The organism is Natrinema salaciae, assembly GCF_900110865.1.
Lineage (GTDB): Archaea > Halobacteriota > Halobacteria > Halobacteriales > Natrialbaceae > Natrinema > Natrinema salaciae.
In genome coordinates this window covers 67,032-84,848 of record NZ_FOFD01000005.1, presented here as the reverse complement: position 1 = coordinate 84,848, position 17,817 = coordinate 67,032, and the positions used below count along the sequence as shown (strand labels likewise).

12 protein-coding genes are annotated in these 17,817 nt (G+C 63.7%); 10 read left to right on the top strand and 2 right to left on the bottom strand.

The genetic code is table 11. The features are described from left to right. The first annotated feature begins 58 nt into the window (after positions 1 to 58). Positions 59 to 760: a PIG-L deacetylase family protein gene (locus tag BMX07_RS17230; RefSeq protein WP_090620201.1), complete on the top strand. Its 702-nt coding sequence runs from the start codon at positions 59 to 61 to the stop codon at positions 758 to 760. A 344-nt stretch (positions 761 to 1,104) separates the two neighbouring features. Here the strand turns inward: BMX07_RS17230 and dgoD are convergent, their stop codons facing one another. After that, positions 1,105 to 2,256: a galactonate dehydratase gene (gene dgoD, locus BMX07_RS17225; protein WP_090620198.1), complete on the bottom strand. Its 1,152-nt coding sequence runs from the start codon at positions 2,254 to 2,256 to the stop codon at positions 1,105 to 1,107. Positions 2,257 to 2,530: 274 nt separating this feature from the next. On the opposite strand from dgoD, the gene BMX07_RS17220 reads away from it, so the two are divergent. Genes BMX07_RS17220 through BMX07_RS17210 form a run of 3 tightly spaced genes read left to right on the top strand, consistent with a single transcriptional unit; the run spans position 2,531 to position 5,748 of the window. After that, positions 2,531 to 3,838, top strand: coding sequence for an ABC transporter substrate-binding protein (locus BMX07_RS17220; protein WP_090620195.1), 1,308 nt, complete (start codon positions 2,531 to 2,533; stop codon positions 3,836 to 3,838). A gap of 51 nt (positions 3,839 to 3,889) precedes the next feature. Then, on the top strand, positions 3,890 to 4,876 hold the full coding sequence (locus BMX07_RS17215) for a carbohydrate ABC transporter permease (RefSeq protein WP_090620192.1): 987 nt from the start codon (positions 3,890 to 3,892) through the stop codon (positions 4,874 to 4,876). Next, positions 4,873 to 5,748, top strand: coding sequence for a carbohydrate ABC transporter permease (locus BMX07_RS17210; RefSeq protein WP_090620189.1), 876 nt, complete (start codon positions 4,873 to 4,875; stop codon positions 5,746 to 5,748). The genes BMX07_RS17215 and BMX07_RS17210 overlap by 4 nt, the downstream gene beginning before the upstream one ends. A 119-nt stretch (positions 5,749 to 5,867) precedes the next feature. On the opposite strand, the gene nagZ is transcribed toward BMX07_RS17210, so the two are convergent. Further along, on the bottom strand, positions 5,868 to 7,445 hold the full coding sequence (nagZ, locus tag BMX07_RS17205) for a beta-N-acetylhexosaminidase (RefSeq protein WP_090620186.1): 1,578 nt from the start codon (positions 7,443 to 7,445) through the stop codon (positions 5,868 to 5,870). A gap of 124 nt (positions 7,446 to 7,569) precedes the next feature. On the opposite strand from nagZ, the gene BMX07_RS17200 reads away from it, so the two are divergent. The 6 genes from BMX07_RS17200 (at position 7,570) to BMX07_RS17175 (ending at position 17,796) form a co-directional block, all read left to right on the top strand. Continuing rightward, positions 7,570 to 8,736, top strand: a complete 1,167-nt coding sequence (locus tag BMX07_RS17200; RefSeq protein WP_090620183.1) for an ABC transporter ATP-binding protein — start codon at positions 7,570 to 7,572, stop codon at positions 8,734 to 8,736. Positions 8,737 to 9,101: 365 nt separating this feature from the next. Then, on the top strand, positions 9,102 to 10,904 hold the full coding sequence (locus tag BMX07_RS17195; protein ID WP_090620180.1) for a glycosyl hydrolase family 18 protein: 1,803 nt from the start codon (positions 9,102 to 9,104) through the stop codon (positions 10,902 to 10,904). Between the two features lie 90 nt (positions 10,905 to 10,994). Then, on the top strand, positions 10,995 to 12,731 hold the full coding sequence (locus tag BMX07_RS17190) for a glycosyl hydrolase family 18 protein (RefSeq protein WP_090620177.1): 1,737 nt from the start codon (positions 10,995 to 10,997) through the stop codon (positions 12,729 to 12,731). Between the two features lie 9 nt (positions 12,732 to 12,740). After that, on the top strand, positions 12,741 to 14,099 hold the full coding sequence (locus BMX07_RS17185; RefSeq protein ID WP_090620174.1) for a PKD domain-containing protein: 1,359 nt from the start codon (positions 12,741 to 12,743) through the stop codon (positions 14,097 to 14,099). 244 nt (positions 14,100 to 14,343) lie between these two features. Then, positions 14,344 to 16,011, top strand: a complete 1,668-nt coding sequence (locus BMX07_RS17180; protein ID WP_090620171.1) for a S8 family serine peptidase — start codon at positions 14,344 to 14,346, stop codon at positions 16,009 to 16,011. Positions 16,012 to 16,383: 372 nt separating this feature from the next. Next, entirely contained in the window at positions 16,384 to 17,796 is a 1,413-nt protein-coding gene (locus tag BMX07_RS17175) for a PKD domain-containing protein (RefSeq protein WP_090620168.1), read from the top strand. Positions 17,797 to 17,817: the final 21 nt, after the last annotated feature.

Below are 17,817 nucleotides of genomic sequence, written 5' to 3'. Positions count from 1 at the left end.
CTCGAACCAGTCCGAGGGAAAATTATTATGTCTCCCCGATTCGTCAGTCGATCCGTCCATGGAACTAGTAGCCATCGTTGCGCATCCGGACGATGCCGACATCTTTTGCGGTGGAACGCTCGCAAAACACGCCGATCGGGGCGACACGGTCACGATCGCCCATCTAACCCGCGGCGAATACGGGGCCGTCGAGACGACGACCACCGAGATCGCGTCCGTCCGCGAGGCGGAAGCGCGCCAGTCCGGTGAGATACTCGGCGCGGCCGCGGTGGAGTTTCTCGGATTCGAGGACGGGCGCATCGAGTACTCCCTCGAGAACCGGCTCTCGATCGTCGAGACGATTCGAACGTTTTCGCCGGACATCGTTCTCACGCACTATCGGGACGACATGCATCCCGATCATCGAGTCACATCGCGACTCGTCACCGACGCCTACTACATGGCGTCGCTGCCCCTCGTCGAGACGCCGTCGGAGCCCTGCGATCCGGCAAACATCTACTACTTCGGGAAGCCGACCGCCGAGTTCGATCCGTCGGTCCACGTCGATATCACCGGCTACGAGGACGTCAAGGCGGACGCGATCAGACAACACGAGTCCCAAGTCGAGTTCCTCCAGTCGCACGGCGGAATCGACGCGGAGTTTGACAATCTCGTGGACGGAGTCGCCGCGGAAAACACCGTCCTCGGGAAACGAACCGGGGTCGACAGCGCCGAAGGATTCGTCCCGTTCCACGAGACCGCCCACGCCTACCTCGAGTGAGCGACGACCCGGTCGATTCCCGGACCGTTTTCGCCGTCGGAGTCGACGGTAGCGTCTCGAGTCGCGATCGACGGCTTCCCCGCTGCTGCCTGAGGCAGTGTCCGTTTCGATCGCTGCCCCCCGTTTCCATCTTCGTACTCGTGCCTGATTGTGACGATTCTCCGTCTCGTTTCGCTCTCCGAAACGAACTCGGGAAAAATCCGATTACAGCCATAAGTTAGTAAACTCCGATATTACAGTCGTATGGTTGTAATGCACTGCCCAACGATGCGACAGCGGGGCTCGGATACCGCCGGTCCGACGCCAGTCGTTTCCGAGAGCGAAACGAAACCGGTCCGATCGGCTCACCACTCCGCGATACTCCCGTCCTCCTGACGCCACACCTGGTTGTGCCAGTTCAGGTTTCGCTGGGACTGCTCGCGGACGGCCTCCTCGTCGATCTCGATCCCCAACCCGGGGTCGTCGAGGAGGTCGAGATAGCCATCCGCGAACTCGAAGACGGAGGCGTCGTCGAGGTAGTTGTCGGCTGCGCTCTTCGGGGCGGGATAGATGTCGAACCCGTGGTCCTGAAATAGCAGGTTCGGCACGGTCGCGCTCACTTGCAACGAGGCCGCCAGCGCGATCGGTCCGAGCGGACAGTTCGGGGCCACTGCCACGTCGTGCGCCTCCGCCATGTTCGCGATTCGTACCATTTCGGAGATCCCGCCGGCGTGGGAGACGTCGGGTTGCACGACGTCCACGCCGCCGCGCTCGAACAGCGGCTTGAAGTCCCACCGCGAGTAGAGCCGTTCGCCCGTCGCCAGCGGAACGGTGGTCCGGGACGCGAGCGGCGGCAGATACTCGAGGTTTTCGGGAAGGACCGGCTCCTCGATGAACGCGATGTCGAACGGCTCGAGTTTCGGTGCGATACGTTTCGCGAGCGATTTCGAGATTCGTCCCCTGAAGTCGACGACGATGTCGATATGCGGCCCGACGGTCTCGCGGACGTGTTCGACGCGGGAAACGATCTCGTCCACCGCGGCCGGCGGCTCGAGGTGTCGCATCTGGTTCGCCGCATCCATCTTCAACGCGGTGTAGCCGACGTCACACAACTGCTCCGCTTCCGCACCGACCTCCTCGGTGCGGTCGCCGCCGATCCACTGGTAGACGCGGATTCGCTCCCGCGTTCTTCCGCCGAGGAGTTCGTACACCGGTGCACCGAACGTTCGACCCTTGAGATCCCACAGCGCCTGATCGATTCCCGCGATGGCGCTCATCAGCACGGGTCCGCCGCGATAGAAACAGCCTCGATACATCGCTTGCCAGTGATCCTCGATGTGCCGTGGGTCCTTCCCGAGGAGGTAACTGTCCATAATCTCGTCGACGGCGGTTCGGACGGTCTCGGCCCGCCCTTCGACGATCGGTTCACCCCACCCGATCAGCCCGTCCGCCGTCTCGAGTTTCAGGAAGAGCCACCGGGGCGGCACTCGGAACAGTTCGTAGTCGACGATTTTCATACAGGCTGTTCGTAACAGTCATCAATAAACGTTCGACCTCGATCGGCGCTCGTCTCGGTTCGCCTCGACCACGCGACGACGATGGGGGCGGCCGTCTCTCGGTCCGGTGAAGTCCCATCTATCGGAAGCGGCCGGAGCGTGTGCGCCGTTCTCTACGGGCTCGAGCCCCGTCTCGTCGTCGCGAAAACGGGTGTTATTGTTACCTCCTTCAGCACTTTTATCATGGAAAGCTATATATGCCATCTGTTTGAATAGTCGTCCCGGGCCGAATGACATGATAGATCATACCCGACGCAAGCTACTGCAGTGTGCCGGCGCAACGACGACGATCGGTATTGCCGGTTGTCTGGACGGATTCACCGGTTCCAACGGCTCCGGAGATGCGGTCCAAGCGCGCTACATCGGGCAGGAGTCACAGGCTGACTGGCTCGAGGAGCAGTCCGATGCTTTCGAGGCGGAGACCGGTATCGAAGTCGAACACGAGTTTCTGACGTGGGCGGACGTTCCGGACTCGCAGGTGACCGATATTCAGTCCGGCACCGGGCCGGACGTCGACCACATCGCGTCGACGTTCCTGCCGCAACAGGCGAACGCCGACGGCTGGGTCGATCTGTCGGAACTGGACGCGACGCTTCCCGAACTGGACGGGTTTTTCGACCAGGTTACCGACATCATGGATTATCAGGGACAGATCCACGGTATCCCGTGGTTCTGGGGGCCGCGTGGCTATCTCGAGTACGACCCGCTCGTCGAGCAAGCGGGGATCGACGGTCAACCCGACGACTGGGACGCACTGGTCGAGCAGGGGCAGGCGTTCCGCGAGGAGTTCCCCGACAGACACCTCTACGCGATGATGGGCGTGAGCTGGGAGCTACCGCGTGCGTTCATCACGTTCCTCTGGCAAAACGGGGGCCGCGTGGCCGACGAGGACACGAACGAGATCCTGTTCGATTCGACGGAAGGCGTCGAGGCGCTGAATTTCTGGAAGGACCTCATCCTCGAGGAGGACGTCATGCCGACACAGATCGCCGAGTGGGGTGTCGACGAGTTCGACGGGGCGTTGATCAACGAAGACGTCAGTGCGATCATGCAAGACTTGAGTCCCGTCGATCAGTTCGTCGAGCAGGGCGAGGCGGATCGGAGCGACTTCACGATCGGCCCACTCCCGGCCGGACCGACGGGCGACCGGTCGACGTTCTTCGGCATGGAAGGGCTTGGCATTCGGCCGTGGTCGGACAAACAGGACGAAGCCGCCGAGTGGATCTCGTGGCTCTCACGGCCGGCTGTCAACGCGGCGTTCGCCGATCGGATCGGTCTCCTGCCGACCGTCGAGGAGGCGTTCGACCGCTCCGAGTTCGACGACGAACTCAGTCGGACGCTCCACGACGACGTGCTCCCCCACGCGCGGCACTATCCGATGATCCCGGGACTGAGCGAAGTCGAAGGTGAACTCGCCGGGACGATCGGCCAGTGGCTCGAGGAGGTCGTCACGGGCGACTGGGAAGAGGGGCGATCCGCGGAGCTCCTCGACGAGGCCGCCGGAGTCGCACAGCGACTCGTCGATCAGGCACAAGAGGGTTGATCGCGGATGGTCTTCCGAAAGAAATAACATCGATCTCGTAACTCACAAATCATGGCACGCGCTTCCTTGCAGTTACGCGAGCGAGTGGTCAGCGGGGATCTCGGCCGGTATCTCCCGTGGTACGGTCGGCTCGACGAGAAGTACCAGTACGCGTACAAACTCCTGTTTCCCGCACTGACGATGATGTTCGTCGTTCACTTCGTCCCCGTCGTGTGGGGGGTCACGATCAGTTTCATGGGTGTGAACTCGAACTACATCGGCGACTGGACGAGTGCGCCGTTCGTCGGCCTCGAACACTACGCCTTCGTGATGGACCCGTCGACTACCATCGGAAGCCGGTACTGGTACTCGATATCGCGGACCGTCCTCTGGTCGCTCGGTGTCCTCGTCGGGACCTACGTGCTGGGACTGACTGCGGCGTTGATCCTCAATCGGGAGTTCAAGGGGTCGTTCCTCGTTCGAACGCTGCTGTTGCTTCCGTGGATCGCACCGGCGATCGTGACGTTGAACGTCTGGCGGATGATGTTCCTCTCCGACTCCGGCATCATCAATCACGCGCTCATGTCCGTCGGGATCATCGACGAACCGGTGTTCTGGTTGCTCGGCGATCGGGCGTTGTGGTCGATGACTATCGCACACGTCTGGATCCAGTTTCCCTGGGTGATGATCATGCTCTACGCCGGCCTCCAGTCGATCCCCCAACAGCTCTACGAGGCCGCGTCGATCGACGGTGCCGGCCGCTGGGGCAGGTTCCGATACGTCACGCTGCCACAACTCAAGCCCGTCTCCGGGGTGGTAATACTCCTCATGTTGTTGTGGACGATGATCGACTTCACGACGCCGTACGTGATGTTCGGCGGGAGTCCGCCCTCGTCGGTCGAGGTGACGATGGTGTACATCTATAACTTCTCGTTCAGAGCCTTCGCGTTCGGTCGCGGGGCCGCGATGAGCGTCGGACTGTTCGTCGTCTCGATGGTGCTTGCGACGATCTACTACCGCCGCTTCATCCGGAGCGATTTGGAGGCGGATACCCGATGATTCCCGACGAATGGGCTCCGTCCGAGGCGACCAAGGACCGACTGTTCGGGCTGGCGTCCAAGGGAGTCCTGCTGACGATCACGATCTGGGCCCTGTTCCCCATTTACTGGATGGTGTTCAACAGCTTCCGGACCCGATTCGAGATCGTCGGCGGCGATCCGAGCTTCACCGAGACGTCGCTTCACTACCAGAACTACATCGACATGTGGTCTCGCGTCGATCTGTTGGAGTACTTCGTGAACAGCCTCGTCATCGCGAGCACGACGACGGGTATCGCGCTCTTCATCGCCTGTCTCGGCGGGTACGCGTTCTCCCGGTACCGATTCCCGGGCCGACAGTACGTCGGTGCATCGCTCATCGGGACCCAGCTGATCCCCGGGATCCTGATCCTGTTACCGATGTTCATGCTGTTCCGGACGATTCACGACACCGTCGGGATCCAGCTCATCCACACCTACCAGGGGATCATCTTCGTCTACACCACGTTTGCCGTCCCGTTCGCAATCTGGATGCTTCGGGGCTTTTTCGACACGATCCCCCGGTCGCTCGAGGAGGCCGCTCGCGTCGACGGCTGTACCAGGTTTCAGGCCCTGTTTCGGGTCGTCCTGCCGCTCGCAGCGCCGGGGATCGCGGCGACGGGGATGTTCGTGTTCCTGGTCGCGTTCAACGAGGTGTTGTTCGCGTCGGTCATGGCGCGGGGCGACGTGACGCCGCTTTCGATCGGCATCCAGCAGTTCATGGAACGGGACCAGAACCACTGGGGCGAGATGATGGCCGCGTCGACGGTCGCGACGTTGCCGATCCTTCTCATCTTCGTGTTGTTCCAGAAGCCGATCGTGAAGGGGCTGACGGAGGGTGGCGTGAAACAGTAGTCGCTCTCCACGATTTCGATCGGCGACCACGGCGGGCACCGTTCTCTTCCCGGTCGAGAACTCGAGCCGGTGTCGCTGGTAGCTGACTCCACCGCGCTGTCGACTGGCGTCGAACCCGGTCAGCCTTCGAATCCGGGGACGGTGACCGGCAGCTGCCCGGTCGGCGTCGTCTCGCCGACCAGCACCTCGCCGAGAACGGCGCGTGTCGCCGGCGTGTAATCGTACGTCACCACTGCAGTCGAGACGTCGGGAACCGTCGACAGATCGTAGGGGTTTCGAACGATCACTGCCGCGAACCGCGTCGCTCGGTCGTCGAGCGCCCGGACCGCTGCCGCCTGCGACTCGTCGGCCGTCACGCCATCGACGGCGGCGATCACCTGTGCGTCGTCGAACGACGGCTCCTCGAGCGTGTCGGCGACCTCGTGACACGTGACGTCGAATCCGACGGTGGCGAGCGACTCGGCGATCAGCGACGGCTCGAACTCGTCGTCTTCCGCCGGCGACGCTCGGCCGCCCGACGACCCGACCAGCCGGAGCGGCCGATCGGTCGTGAACGGGAGCGTGTCGTCCCGGTCGCGCACGAGCGTGATCCCCCGAGCGGCGATCGCGTGTGCGGTCTCGACGGAGCGGTCGGCCATCGCCGCCCATCGCGCGGCTGACGGCGACCTCGAGTCGCTCACGCGGCGACGTTTGTAGCGGACGATCCGTTCGACGGCCGCGTCGATCGTCCGCTCGTCGAGCCGGCCCGACTCGACCGCATCGATCACCGCGTCGACGGCGTCCGCCTGTGTTTCGGGCGTGTGGCAGACGAGCAGGAGATCACAGCCTGCGTCGAGCGCCCGCACGCAGCCGTCCGCTGTTCCGATCGTGTCCGCGATGGCGCGCATCTCCATGCCGTCGGTCACGAGGAGTCCGTCGAAACCGAGTTCGTCGCGGAGCACTCGGCGCTGGACTGCGGCCGAGACGGTCGCCGGGGTGGCCGGCGCTTCCGCGATTGCCGGGAACGACACGTGCGTCGTCATGACCGCGTCGATACCTGCCTCGATCGCTCGCCGGAACGGCGCGAACTCGACGGCCTCGAGTCGCTCGCGGTCGTGATCGACGACGGGCAGTTCGTGATGGGAGTCGGTGCTCGTATCGCCGTGCCCCGGGAAGTGCTTTCCGCAGGCGATGACCCCCTGGGACTGCATCCCCTGTGCCAGTTCGACGCCGAGTTCGCTCACCAGAGCAGGGTCCTCGCCGAACGAGCGTACGCCGATCACTGGATTCCGCGGATTGTTGTTGACGTCGAGGACCGGTGCCAGGTTGAAATTGATACCGAGCGCTGCCAGTTCGGCGGCGACGGTTTCACCGGCGGTGCGTGCGAGAGCGGGATCGGCGCTCGCACCGATGCACATCTGACTGGGCAGGGTCGTCCCCCAGCCGAGACGGGAGACCACCCCGCCTTCCTGATCGGCCATCACGAACGGCGGAACGCCTGCCCCCTCCTCGAGAACGAGCCGCCGTAGTCGTTTCGTGAGCGTTGCGACCTGTTCGGGCGTCTCGACGTTCCGGCTGAAGTAGACGACGTTGCCACACCGTCGCTCGGTGAGCAGCGTTCGGAGGTCGTCGGTGAGTTCCGGCCCATCGAACCCGATAACGAACAGCTGTCCGACCTTGGTCGCGAGATCCATCTCGCTCACGTCTGTCGTCACCATGGCGCGACAGTTGTCTTCGCTCGCATGTAATTCTATTGTGCCGACCAGTTAATTGCATTCACGGCGGATTCAAAGTATTTATTTCAGACAGTTATATATACTTCGCCACCAGTATTCGTAACGAATGGGCCGGATTGAGATAGAGAGCCTGACCAAAGAGTATCGTACGCCGACCGGACCGATCCGTGCCGTCGAGTCGCTCGATCTCCAGATCGAGGACGGGGAGTTCGTCGTTTTCGTTGGGCCGTCCGGCTGTGGGAAATCGACGACGCTCCGCTGTATCGCCGGTCTCGAGTCCGTCACGAGCGGCTCGATACGATTCGGTGACTCCGTCATCACGGACGACAAGCCCAAAGACCGGGATATCGCGATGGTGTTCCAGAACTACGCGCTCTATCCGCACATGACCGCCAGGGAGAACGTCGCGTTCGGGCTGAAGATGTCGACGGATCTTTCGGCCGACGAGATCGACGACCAGGTCGAGACGGCCGCAGAAATGATGGATATCGACGACCTCCTCGACGACAAACCCGGCGAGCTCTCCGGCGGCCAGCAACAGCGGGTCGCGCTCGGGCGCGCGATCGTCCGCGACCCGGCGGTCTTCCTGATGGACGAACCCCTCTCGAACCTCGACGCGAAACTGCGCGCACAGATGCGGACGGAGCTCCAACAACTCCAGAGCGAGCTGGGGGTGACGACGGTGTACGTCACCCACGACCAGACGGAAGCCATGACGATGGGCGACCGGATCGTCATCCTCGACGACGGCCAACTGCAGCAGGTGGGAACGCCACTCGAGTGCTATCACCGGCCGGCGAACAAGTTCGTCGCGGGATTCATCGGCTCGCCCCCGATGAATTTCCTCGAGGTCGAAGTCGATCACGAGGACGGCGCGCTCGTCCATCCGGTCTTTACGATGCCGCTGTCGGACTCGCTTGCCGACGAACTCGACAGCACCGAACTCGTTCTCGGTATCAGACCGGAGCACGTGTCGCTTACGGACTCCCCCGGGACACACCCGGAACCGAATCGATTGATCGAGACGGAAGTTACCGTCACCGAACCGATGGGCGACGTCACGAACGTCTATCTGGACGTCGGTGGTGAGACGGTGACGGTTACCGTCGACGGCCACGTCGGCGTTGATCCCGGTGGGCTCCTCCACATGTACGTTCCGGCGTCGAAGATGCACCTCTTCGACGCGGATTCCGGTCGCTCCGTCAAGCACAGCGACGAGCCGATCGAGTCGAGTACGCTCCCTGAAGCCGATAGCCACGTCGAGACGGCGTAATCGTCGCCGGTACTGCGGGGTACGCGTGACCAACGGGCCGCGACAGCCGAACGGAACGCTCGCGTTCGGTTCGTCCGCTGTGCCGTCGTCAGTCGAGATGGTGTGGCGCGTTCGTCGACGGTCGACCAGTGAGGGTCACCGTCGCGGTCGTTCGGCTCTCCCAGTCGATCGCTCGGCAACTCGACGTCGGTCGCCTGCACTCTCCCACGTTCCCATCAACCGTGGTGAAATATGACGTATTAACTAATAAAAACTATCTATATAGTTAAGATAATATTTTGTACGGCGAATACAGAATGTTACGCGGGTCGTGGCGGATCACGATCGGATGTAGCGTCCGACGACCATACCGAAACTCAGAACCAATGAAACGAACCCGACGAACTGTACTCAAGAACGCAACGAAACTGTCTACGCTACTGGCGAGCATCGGTGCGAGCACGGCAGTAGCGGCACAAGAATACCCCGATTGGGATACCGAGACCGTCTATACGAGCGGCGATCGGGTCGTCTACGACGGCTCCGTCTGGGAAGCCCAGTGGTGGACCCGGGGGGACGAACCCGGGGCCAACGAGTGGGGTCCGTGGGAGAAGATCGAGGAGGACGACGGCGACAACGGCGAGGACGGCGAAGATGGCCCGACCGCGCAATTCTCGGTCAGCGCGCAGTTCCCCAATCCCGGCGACGAAGTCGAGTTCGACGCCAGCGGTTCGGACGGCGAGATCGAGACGTACGCGTGGGCGTTCGGCGACGGCACGACCGCGTCGGGCGAAACTGTCACTCGTGCGTTCGACGAGGGACAGTACGACGTTACGCTGACGGTCGAGAACGCCGCCGGCGAGACCGACACGCATTCGATCACGATTACCGCGGGCCGCCCGTCCTCGGACGAGAACCGGGTCGTCGCGTACTACCGTCAGTGGGCACAGTACGACCGGGACTACGTCCCGGGCGACATTCCGTTCGACAAGGTAACACACGTCCAGTACGCGTTCGCTCGACCCGAAGAAGACGGCTCGATCAACCTCGTGGGTGACAGCTACGGGCAACAGATGTTCTACGCCGAGAAGGACTGGCAGGGGCCGGATCGCGGCAAGACGTTCGCGGGGTACGCCGCCGAGCGGGACGACACCAAGTTCGTCCTCTCGATCGGCGGCTGGGGTGACTCGGAGTATTTCTCCGACGCTGCGCTCACCCAGGAGAACCGAGAGCGCTTCGCGAGTGACTGTGTCGATCTCGTCGAGAAAGCGAACCTCGACGGGATCGACATCGACTGGGAGTTCCCCGGTGGCGGCGGCTGTACCGCGGACGACCCCGTCTGCGACGTCGACAACGTCGTCCGCGAGGGCGACCAGGAACGCTTTACGCTCCTGTGTCAGGAAGTCCGCACTCAACTCGACGAGGCCGCGGCGAACGATCCCGATCGGGACGAGCCCTACGAACTCTCCGCCGCCGTAAGCGCCAGTCCCGACGTCGTCGAGGGGAAGACCGAGGGTAACGACGGACTCGAGCACGAACAGCTCTCGGACATCCTCGATTTCGTCCTCGTGATGACCTTCGACTACCGTGGCATCTGGAGCGATACCACCGGCCATCACGCACCGCTGCTGGAGAATCCAGACGACCCGTACGAGGAATCGGACGTCTGGAGTGCCCAGTACGCTCTCGAGTACTGGGCGGACCAGGGCTGGGACTCCGACCAGCTCAATATGGCGGTGCCGTTCTACGGTCGGAGCTGGTCGGACGTCCAGCCCCCGAATGGCGACTTCGGTACCGGAGCGGACGACGGTCTCTTCCAGGAGTACGACGGCGAGGGCAAAGACGCCAGCGGCGACGGCTCGTATCCGAGCTGGGATCCGTCCATGGGAACCAGCTACGCGGGCGTCTGGGAGTGGTTCGACCTCGGTTCCGACGGTCGCCAAGGGAGCAACCCGGTCGATCTCGACGGCCCCGGGTGGGAGACCTACTTCGACGAGGACGCGGTCGCCGCCTGGAGCTGGAACGACGAGGAGCGGCTGATGATCTCCCACGAGACGGCGCAGTCGGTGGAGGCGAAGATGGACTGGCTCAGGGAGTCTCCCTACGGGGGGACGATGCTGTGGGCCGTCGGCGGCGATACCTACGAGGGCGATCTCATCACGACACTCTGGACGACGCTCAACGGCTGAACGGCGGTCGTGGGGAACCACGCACGGCGACGACCGAGAGCCGTTCGAGCAACAGTATCGACGATCGAACGACACGAGCACACACAACCGATGAAACGATCACGACGACACGTACTGCGTACAGCATCGAATATATCCGTTCTGCTGGCCGGCCTCGGAGCGAGTTCGGTGGCGACGGCCCAGGCGTATCCGGAGTGGGACCCGGACACCGTCTACACGAGCGAGGACCGCGTCGTCCACGATGGCTCTGTCTGGGAAGCCCAGTGGTGGACTCGCGGTGACGAGCCGGGCGAGGGCGGCGAATGGGGTCCGTGGGACGAGATCGAATCGTCCGAGCCCGAGCCGCCGGCCCTGTCCGCACGCATCGCCGCGAGCGCGTCGCGCGTCGAACCCGGCGCGGCCGTCGAGTTCGACGGGAGCGAGTCGACGGGTGAGATCGACGCCTACGCGTGGGCGTTCGGTGACGGAACCGAAGCCACCGGCGAGGTCGTCACGCACACGTACGACGAGACGGGCGACTACACCGTCGAACTGACCGTCACCGACGCAGATGGCGAAACCGACACCGCCCGCCTCGAACTCACCGTCCGGGACGAGGTCGAAGGTCCGGCCGACGACTTCAAAGTCGTCGGCTACTACCCCGGCTGGAAAGCCAACGCCGAGCAGGACTACTACCCGAGCGACGTCCCCTTCGAGAAGGTGACCGACGTTCTGTACGCGTTTCTCGCCCTCGACGAGAACGGGAACGTCTTCCCGCCGGAAAACGACGCGACGGCGCTCGACAGTCCGCGCCAGACACACGAGGAAAACCTCGAGCAGTTCGCCGACCTGGCAGACGAGACCGACTGTCGGTTCCACCTCTCGATTGGGGGCTGGACGCTCTCGGATAATTTCCACATCGTTGCGGCCGATCCCGATCTGCGGACGAACTTCGCGGAGAGTTGCGTCGAGTTGCTGCGGACGTACAACTTCGACGGGGTCGACATCGACTGGGAGCATCCCGGTCCGCAGCAGGGGCAATGCCAGTGTGGCAACGACGCCGACTACGAGAACCACGTCCTGCTGCTCGAGGAACTGCGCGACCACCTCGATCAGGCGGGCGAGGAGGACGGCCAGCAGTATCACCTGTCGGTCGCCAATGGCGGTTCCGACTGGAACGCCGGCGGACTTCGCCACGATCGGATCGGCGAGCTCTGTGACTCGGTGTCCGTCATGGCCTACGACTTCACCGGCGAGTGGATGGACACGATCGGCCTGAACGCGCCGCTGTACGGCCCTGACACGCATCCGACGAACGACCGCGATGTCTACCCCGACGGCGAACAGTACTGGGTGGAGTACGCCGTCGACAAACTGTGGGCCGGGGATCACGGCGAGGAGGGCTACTGGCCCAACCAGTGGCAGTATCCGCCCGCTGATCCCGCCGAGTACGACGAACTCGTGCTCGGGATGCCGTTCTACGGCCGCGGCTTTACCGTCGGCGAGTGGCAGTCGCCCGAACTCGGCTCGCGGTACTCGGGACTTCCCGAGGGAACCTGGCACCACCTCCTCGAGGACGGCGCGGACCCGACCGGCTCGTTCGACTTCGGCGACATCGAGGAGAACATGCGTGACGATCCCGACTGGGAGGGCCGCCGTCACGACATGGGTGACGTGCCGTCCCTCGTCAACGAGGACGAGGGGATCTTCATCAGCTACGACGACGAACACGCCATCGAGGCGAAAGTCGAGTTCGCCAAAGAACGCGGCATGGGTGGCGTGATGTTCTGGGAGCTCTCCCAGGACTGGAACGAGACGCTTCTGGATACGATCCTCGAGACGATCTAACCGATGACAATGAAACGATCACGACGATCCGTACTGCGTACTGCATCGACACTGTCCGCCATCGTTGCGGGCGTTGGACTAAACACCGCTGCGGCTGCACAGGAGTACCCCGAGTGGGACCCGGACACGGTCTACACGAGCGGCGATCGCGTCGTCCACGACGGCTCCGTCTGGGAGGCGAACTGGTGGACACGCGGGAACGAACCGGGCGACGGCGGCGAATGGGGGCCGTGGGATGAAATCGACGCGTCCGATCCCGGACCGACGGCATCGATCGCCGTCAGCGACGCCACGCTCGATCCGGGACAGGTCGGTCAATTCGACGGCACCGGCTCGACTGGCGAGATCGTCTCCTACGCATGGGAGTTCGGTGACGGAACGACCGCCGAGGGTGGCGTCGTGACACACGCCTACGACGACGACGGCGAGTACGAGGTGACGCTGACCGTCGAGACCGACGACGGCGAGTCGGATTCGACGTCCACGACGGTTTCCGTCGGCGATCGGGACGGTATCACCGTCGACGGCGCGTTCGCGCCGTACCAGGGCACGTGGGGCGATATCGTCGACGGCACGCTCGAGGCCGCGACCGATCGCGTCGTCGTCTCGTTCCTCGGCGATGCGACCGACGACGGCGACGTCACCCCCGGATGGCTGACGGGCTGCAATCAGGGCTCGTGTGATCAGCAGCCGCTCTCGAGGTACGAATCCGAGATTCAGACGCTGCAGGACGAAGGCATCGAGGTGTGGCTCTCGATCGGCGGCTGGCAAGGCCGAACCGTTGCCCGCGATGCGGGTTCCGCCACGGAACTGAAAGACGCCTACGCGGAGATCCTCGACACGTTTGGCGTCACGCACATCGATATCGACGACGAGAACGCCGCTGGACGCGATCAGCCGATCTACGAACTGCGCAACGAGGCACTCGCACTGTTACAGGACGAGCGTCCGGCGGTCACGGTGGGCTATACCGTTCCGGCGGACGAGAACGGAATCGCGGAGTCGAGCCACGCGCAGGCCAGAACGTGGGTCCGCGACGCGGCCGAGAAGGGCGTCGACCTCGAGTACGTCAACATCATGACGATGGTGATGAATCCGACGACGTCCGACAAGATCGTGTCGGCGTGTGAGGGCACCGTCGCGTTCCTCGAGGAGGTGTATCCTACCAAATCGACCGCGGAGTGTTGGGCGATGCTCGGGAACACCCCGGACGTCAGCGAGGAGTCGGTCACGCCCGACGTCGCCCGCGAGATCGTCGAGTTCGCGGCGGACCGTGGAATGGGGCTGTTGTCCTACTGGGCGCTGTACAACGACCCCGACGGAACGTTCTCGGAGATCTACCACGACTTCGAGGACGGGTCGAGCTAGCCACGATCGATCCGCGAACGGACTGCCGTCACCGCGCCCCGTCAGTGTCACCGTTCGATTGCCGGAGGTAGTCGCACCCTCGTTCGATCGGGCGGTGGGCGGTGGGACGGAGAGCGACGACCGAACGGGTGCCGTCCTTCGAAGCGGGACCTGACACCCGCCCGTTTCTCATTTTGTGTATTATTGACAATTATTTAAATTAATAAAATATAAATATTAAGATCATATATATCGGGAACGTAGTATGGTAAACAACCCAGACTGCCCCGACAGACGGGACGTACTCCGGAGCCTCGGAGCGATCGGCAGTATCACAGCACTCGGCGGTCTGACGGCCGCACAGCCCGGACGCGATCCGGGACCGAAACCGAACGAACTGCTGGTCAGTACGGCTCCGACGACGAGTACGGCATCCGTACGGCGCACGGTAACGACCCAACTCCCCGCAGACGCAAGCGTCGTCCACCGAAACGATACGCTCGGCTACTTCGCCGTGGAGGTACCCGACGATGCGAGCACACGAGCGGGGTCGAACGTCGTTCGGAGCCTCGAGCGAACCGACGGTGTGGCGTTCGTCGAGGAGAACGGGACCTACTATGCGTTCGACGAGGTGGACACGGACCGGCGCACCCCCGACGATCCCGACTTCTCCCAGCAGTACGCCCCCCAGCAGGTGAACGCGCCGGACGCGTGGGAAACGACGCTCGGCTCGGCGGACGTGACGATCGCCGTCGTCGACACGGGCACCGATTACGACCATCCCGATCTTCGGGACCAGTTCGGTTCGAATCCGGGGACCGACCCCGCAGGCGACACCGACGATCCGGCCGCACGCGGAGCGGAGCACGGGACACACGTCTCCGGCATCGCGTCGGCGACCACGGACAACGGCGATGGGGTTGCTGGGATTTCGAACTCGCACCTCTATTCGGTGCGTGTCCTCGGCGACGGCGGCGGTTCCTGGAGCGACATCGCCGACGGTATCCAGTGGGCTGTGGACAACGGTGCCGACATCATCAACCTGAGCCTCGGCGCGCCACAGCGAAGCGGTGTGGTCGAACGCGCGATCAACTACGCGTACGACAACGGGACGCTGCCGATCGCCGCAGCGGGGAACGGCGGTCCGTGTACGGACTGTGTCTCCTACCCGGCGGCGTACTCGAACTGCGTCGCTGTGTCGGCACTCGACTCCTCGGAGAACCTCGCGCGCTTCAGCAACACCGGCCCGGAGATCGACGTCGCAGCACCGGGCGTCGACGTCCTCTCGACCGTCCCAAACGGCGGCTACGAGAGCCTGTCGGGAACGTCGATGGCGTCGCCCGTCGTTGCGGGCGTCGCCGCACTCGGACTGGCAGCCACCCCCGAATGGGGGCCAAGCGAACTGCGTTCCGCGCTCGAGGAGTCGGCCGTCGACGTCGGACTTCCCGCAAACGAACAGGGTGCGGGCCGGGTCGACGCCGCCAACCTCGTCGGCGAGGACGGCGACCAACCGGCGGAAGTAACGGCCGTTGCGGACGCGTCACCGACGACCGTCGAACCGGGAGAGACCATCACGTTCGACGGGGGAGACTCGTCCGGACCGATCGATGTCTACGAGTGGGAGTTCGGTGACGGTGCCTCGGCGACCGGTCAGACGGTGACTCACAGCTACGACGACGAGGGTGAGTACACCGCGATCTTGACCGTGACTGGCGGCAGCGGGAGCGACAGCGATTCGGTCGCCGTCACCGCCGACGGCACCGGTGATCCGCCCGGCGACTGCGGCGACTATCCGGCGTACGACAACGGGACGGTCTACGAAACCGGCGATCGTGTCGCCTACGACGGTGCCGTCTGGGAGGCCACGATAGATGTGATGACGGTTCCGCCGAGTCACGATAGCTGGCGGTGGTCACACGTCACGGACTGTTGACCCGTTCGTCCGCAGCGGCCGCCCCTGCTCGAGAACCCGTGTCTTCGAGTGCGTACACCTCCGCGTACTACTTGCGTCCTGCCCGTCCGCAAGCGCCAGTCGGTGTCTACGCCGGCAGGCAGCTACGCGCATGGAAGCGCTGCGATCCGTCTGTCCCTCGTCCCGACTCGTGCGACCGGCGGACCCGCTCACGGTCGGTACACGGACTAGCGAGTCGTATATTTTCTATTTTCTCACACAAAGTATTATATATAATAACGATAAATATTACGCTGGACCTCGAGTCGTACGCTTTCACGGGGCACTGCCGTTCGCGTCGCTCGAGGGACGACCGTAGCGACAGTCGACGGACACAGTCGCGACCAACAGACAATGAAACCGACACGCCGCACGCTGCTTCGCACAGTATCGACGCTCACCGCCGGACTGGCCGGTGCGACGACGGTGAGTGCGACCGAATCGCCGCCTCAGTGGGACCCCGATACCGTCTACACGGATGGTGATCGGGTCGGCTACGACGGGGTCATTTGGGAGGCCCAGTGGTGGACGCGAGGGAACGAACCCGGCGCATCCGAGTGGGGGCCGTGGGAACGGATCGAGGACGCACCCGACGACCCGGACCCCGAACCGCCCGAGGGACCGACCGCGTCCATCGTCGTCAGCGACGCGGCGCCCGAGCCGGGGCAGACGGTCGAGTTCGATGCCGGCGAATCGGCCGGCGACCTCACGTCGTTCGGCTGGGACTTCGGCGACGGCACCGGGGCCACCGGTGCGGTCGTTTCGCACGCGTTCGAGACGGCGGGCGAGTACACCGTCGAACTGACCGTCACCGATGCCGCCGGCGCGACCGACGCCGACTCCGTTTCCGTCTCCGTCGAGGAGCACGCGTCGCCACCGGGCGACACCGGGGCAATCCCGGACAGCGTGTTCGCCCCGTATCACCACATGAACACCGACCCGACCACCGCGCCCGCGGAGTGGGCCGATCTGGCCGGAACGAACTACTTCCATCTGGCGTTCGTGCTGGGGACGGGTGATGGAACGCCGGCGTGGGACGGCAACCCGAACCAGGCCGTCGGAGAGACGTCGTTCGGCGACGAGATCCGGGATCTCCAGGCGCGGGGCGGTCAGGCCATCATCTCCTTCGGCGGGGCGACCGGCAACTACCTCGCGTCGGATTACGACGATCCGCACGCGCTGGCCGACGCGTTCGAGTCGGTCGTCGACGAGTACGACTGTCCGTACATCGACATCGACGACGAGGCACCCAACGGGAGCGTCGTCGACCTGCGAAACGAGGCGCTGTCGATCCTACAGGATCGGCGTCCCGATGTCCACGTCGGCTACACCGTCCGTACGCGCGTCACCGGCATCGCGGACACCGAAATCATCACGAACGCGATCGACAACGGCGTCGAGATCGAGTACGTCAACCTGATGACGATGAACTGGGGCTGGGTGCGTACCAGCGCCGAGAACTGCATCCAGTGCGCCGAGGGAGCTCACGACCAGCTCCAGGAGTGGTTCCCCGACAAATCGGACGCCGAGCTGTACGATATGATCGGCATCACGCCGATGATCGGCGTCCAGAACTCGGGCGAGCCGTTCTACCCCGACGACGCCGCCGAGGTCCGGTCGTACGCCGAGGAACACGATATCGGTCTCCTGTCGTTCTGGTCGATCGAACGCGACAACCCCGGAAACGGCCTGGATTCCGAACACAGCGGCGTCGATCAGGAGCCCTTCGAGTTCTCCGAGAACTTCAACGGATTCACCGCGGAGTAGTATCGCTCGAGCACTGATCAC

What these genes read in the sequence shown, in the direction of transcription:
- BMX07_RS17195 (WP_090620180.1), top strand. Translation starts at nt 9,102, where the DNA reads ATGAAACGAACCCGACGAACTGTACTCAAGAACGCAACGAAACTGTCT.
- BMX07_RS17175 (WP_090620168.1), top strand. Translation starts at nt 16,384, where the DNA reads ATGAAACCGACACGCCGCACGCTGCTTCGCACAGTATCGACGCTCACC.
- BMX07_RS17185 (WP_090620174.1), top strand. Translation starts at nt 12,741, where the DNA reads ATGAAACGATCACGACGATCCGTACTGCGTACTGCATCGACACTGTCC.
- dgoD (WP_090620198.1), bottom strand. Translation starts at nt 2,256, where the DNA reads ATGAAAATCGTCGACTACGAACTGTTCCGAGTGCCGCCCCGGTGGCTC.
- BMX07_RS17190 (WP_090620177.1), top strand. Translation starts at nt 10,995, where the DNA reads ATGAAACGATCACGACGACACGTACTGCGTACAGCATCGAATATATCC.
- nagZ (WP_090620186.1), bottom strand. Translation starts at nt 7,445, where the DNA reads ATGGTGACGACAGACGTGAGCGAGATGGATCTCGCGACCAAGGTCGGA.
- BMX07_RS17180 (WP_090620171.1), top strand. Translation starts at nt 14,344, where the DNA reads ATGGTAAACAACCCAGACTGCCCCGACAGACGGGACGTACTCCGGAGC.
- BMX07_RS17230 (WP_090620201.1), top strand. Translation starts at nt 59, where the DNA reads ATGGAACTAGTAGCCATCGTTGCGCATCCGGACGATGCCGACATCTTT.
- BMX07_RS17200 (WP_090620183.1), top strand. Translation starts at nt 7,570, where the DNA reads ATGGGCCGGATTGAGATAGAGAGCCTGACCAAAGAGTATCGTACGCCG.
- BMX07_RS17210 (WP_090620189.1), top strand. Translation starts at nt 4,873, where the DNA reads ATGATTCCCGACGAATGGGCTCCGTCCGAGGCGACCAAGGACCGACTG.
- BMX07_RS17215 (WP_090620192.1), top strand. Translation starts at nt 3,890, where the DNA reads ATGGCACGCGCTTCCTTGCAGTTACGCGAGCGAGTGGTCAGCGGGGAT.
- BMX07_RS17220 (WP_090620195.1), top strand. Translation starts at nt 2,531, where the DNA reads ATGATAGATCATACCCGACGCAAGCTACTGCAGTGTGCCGGCGCAACG.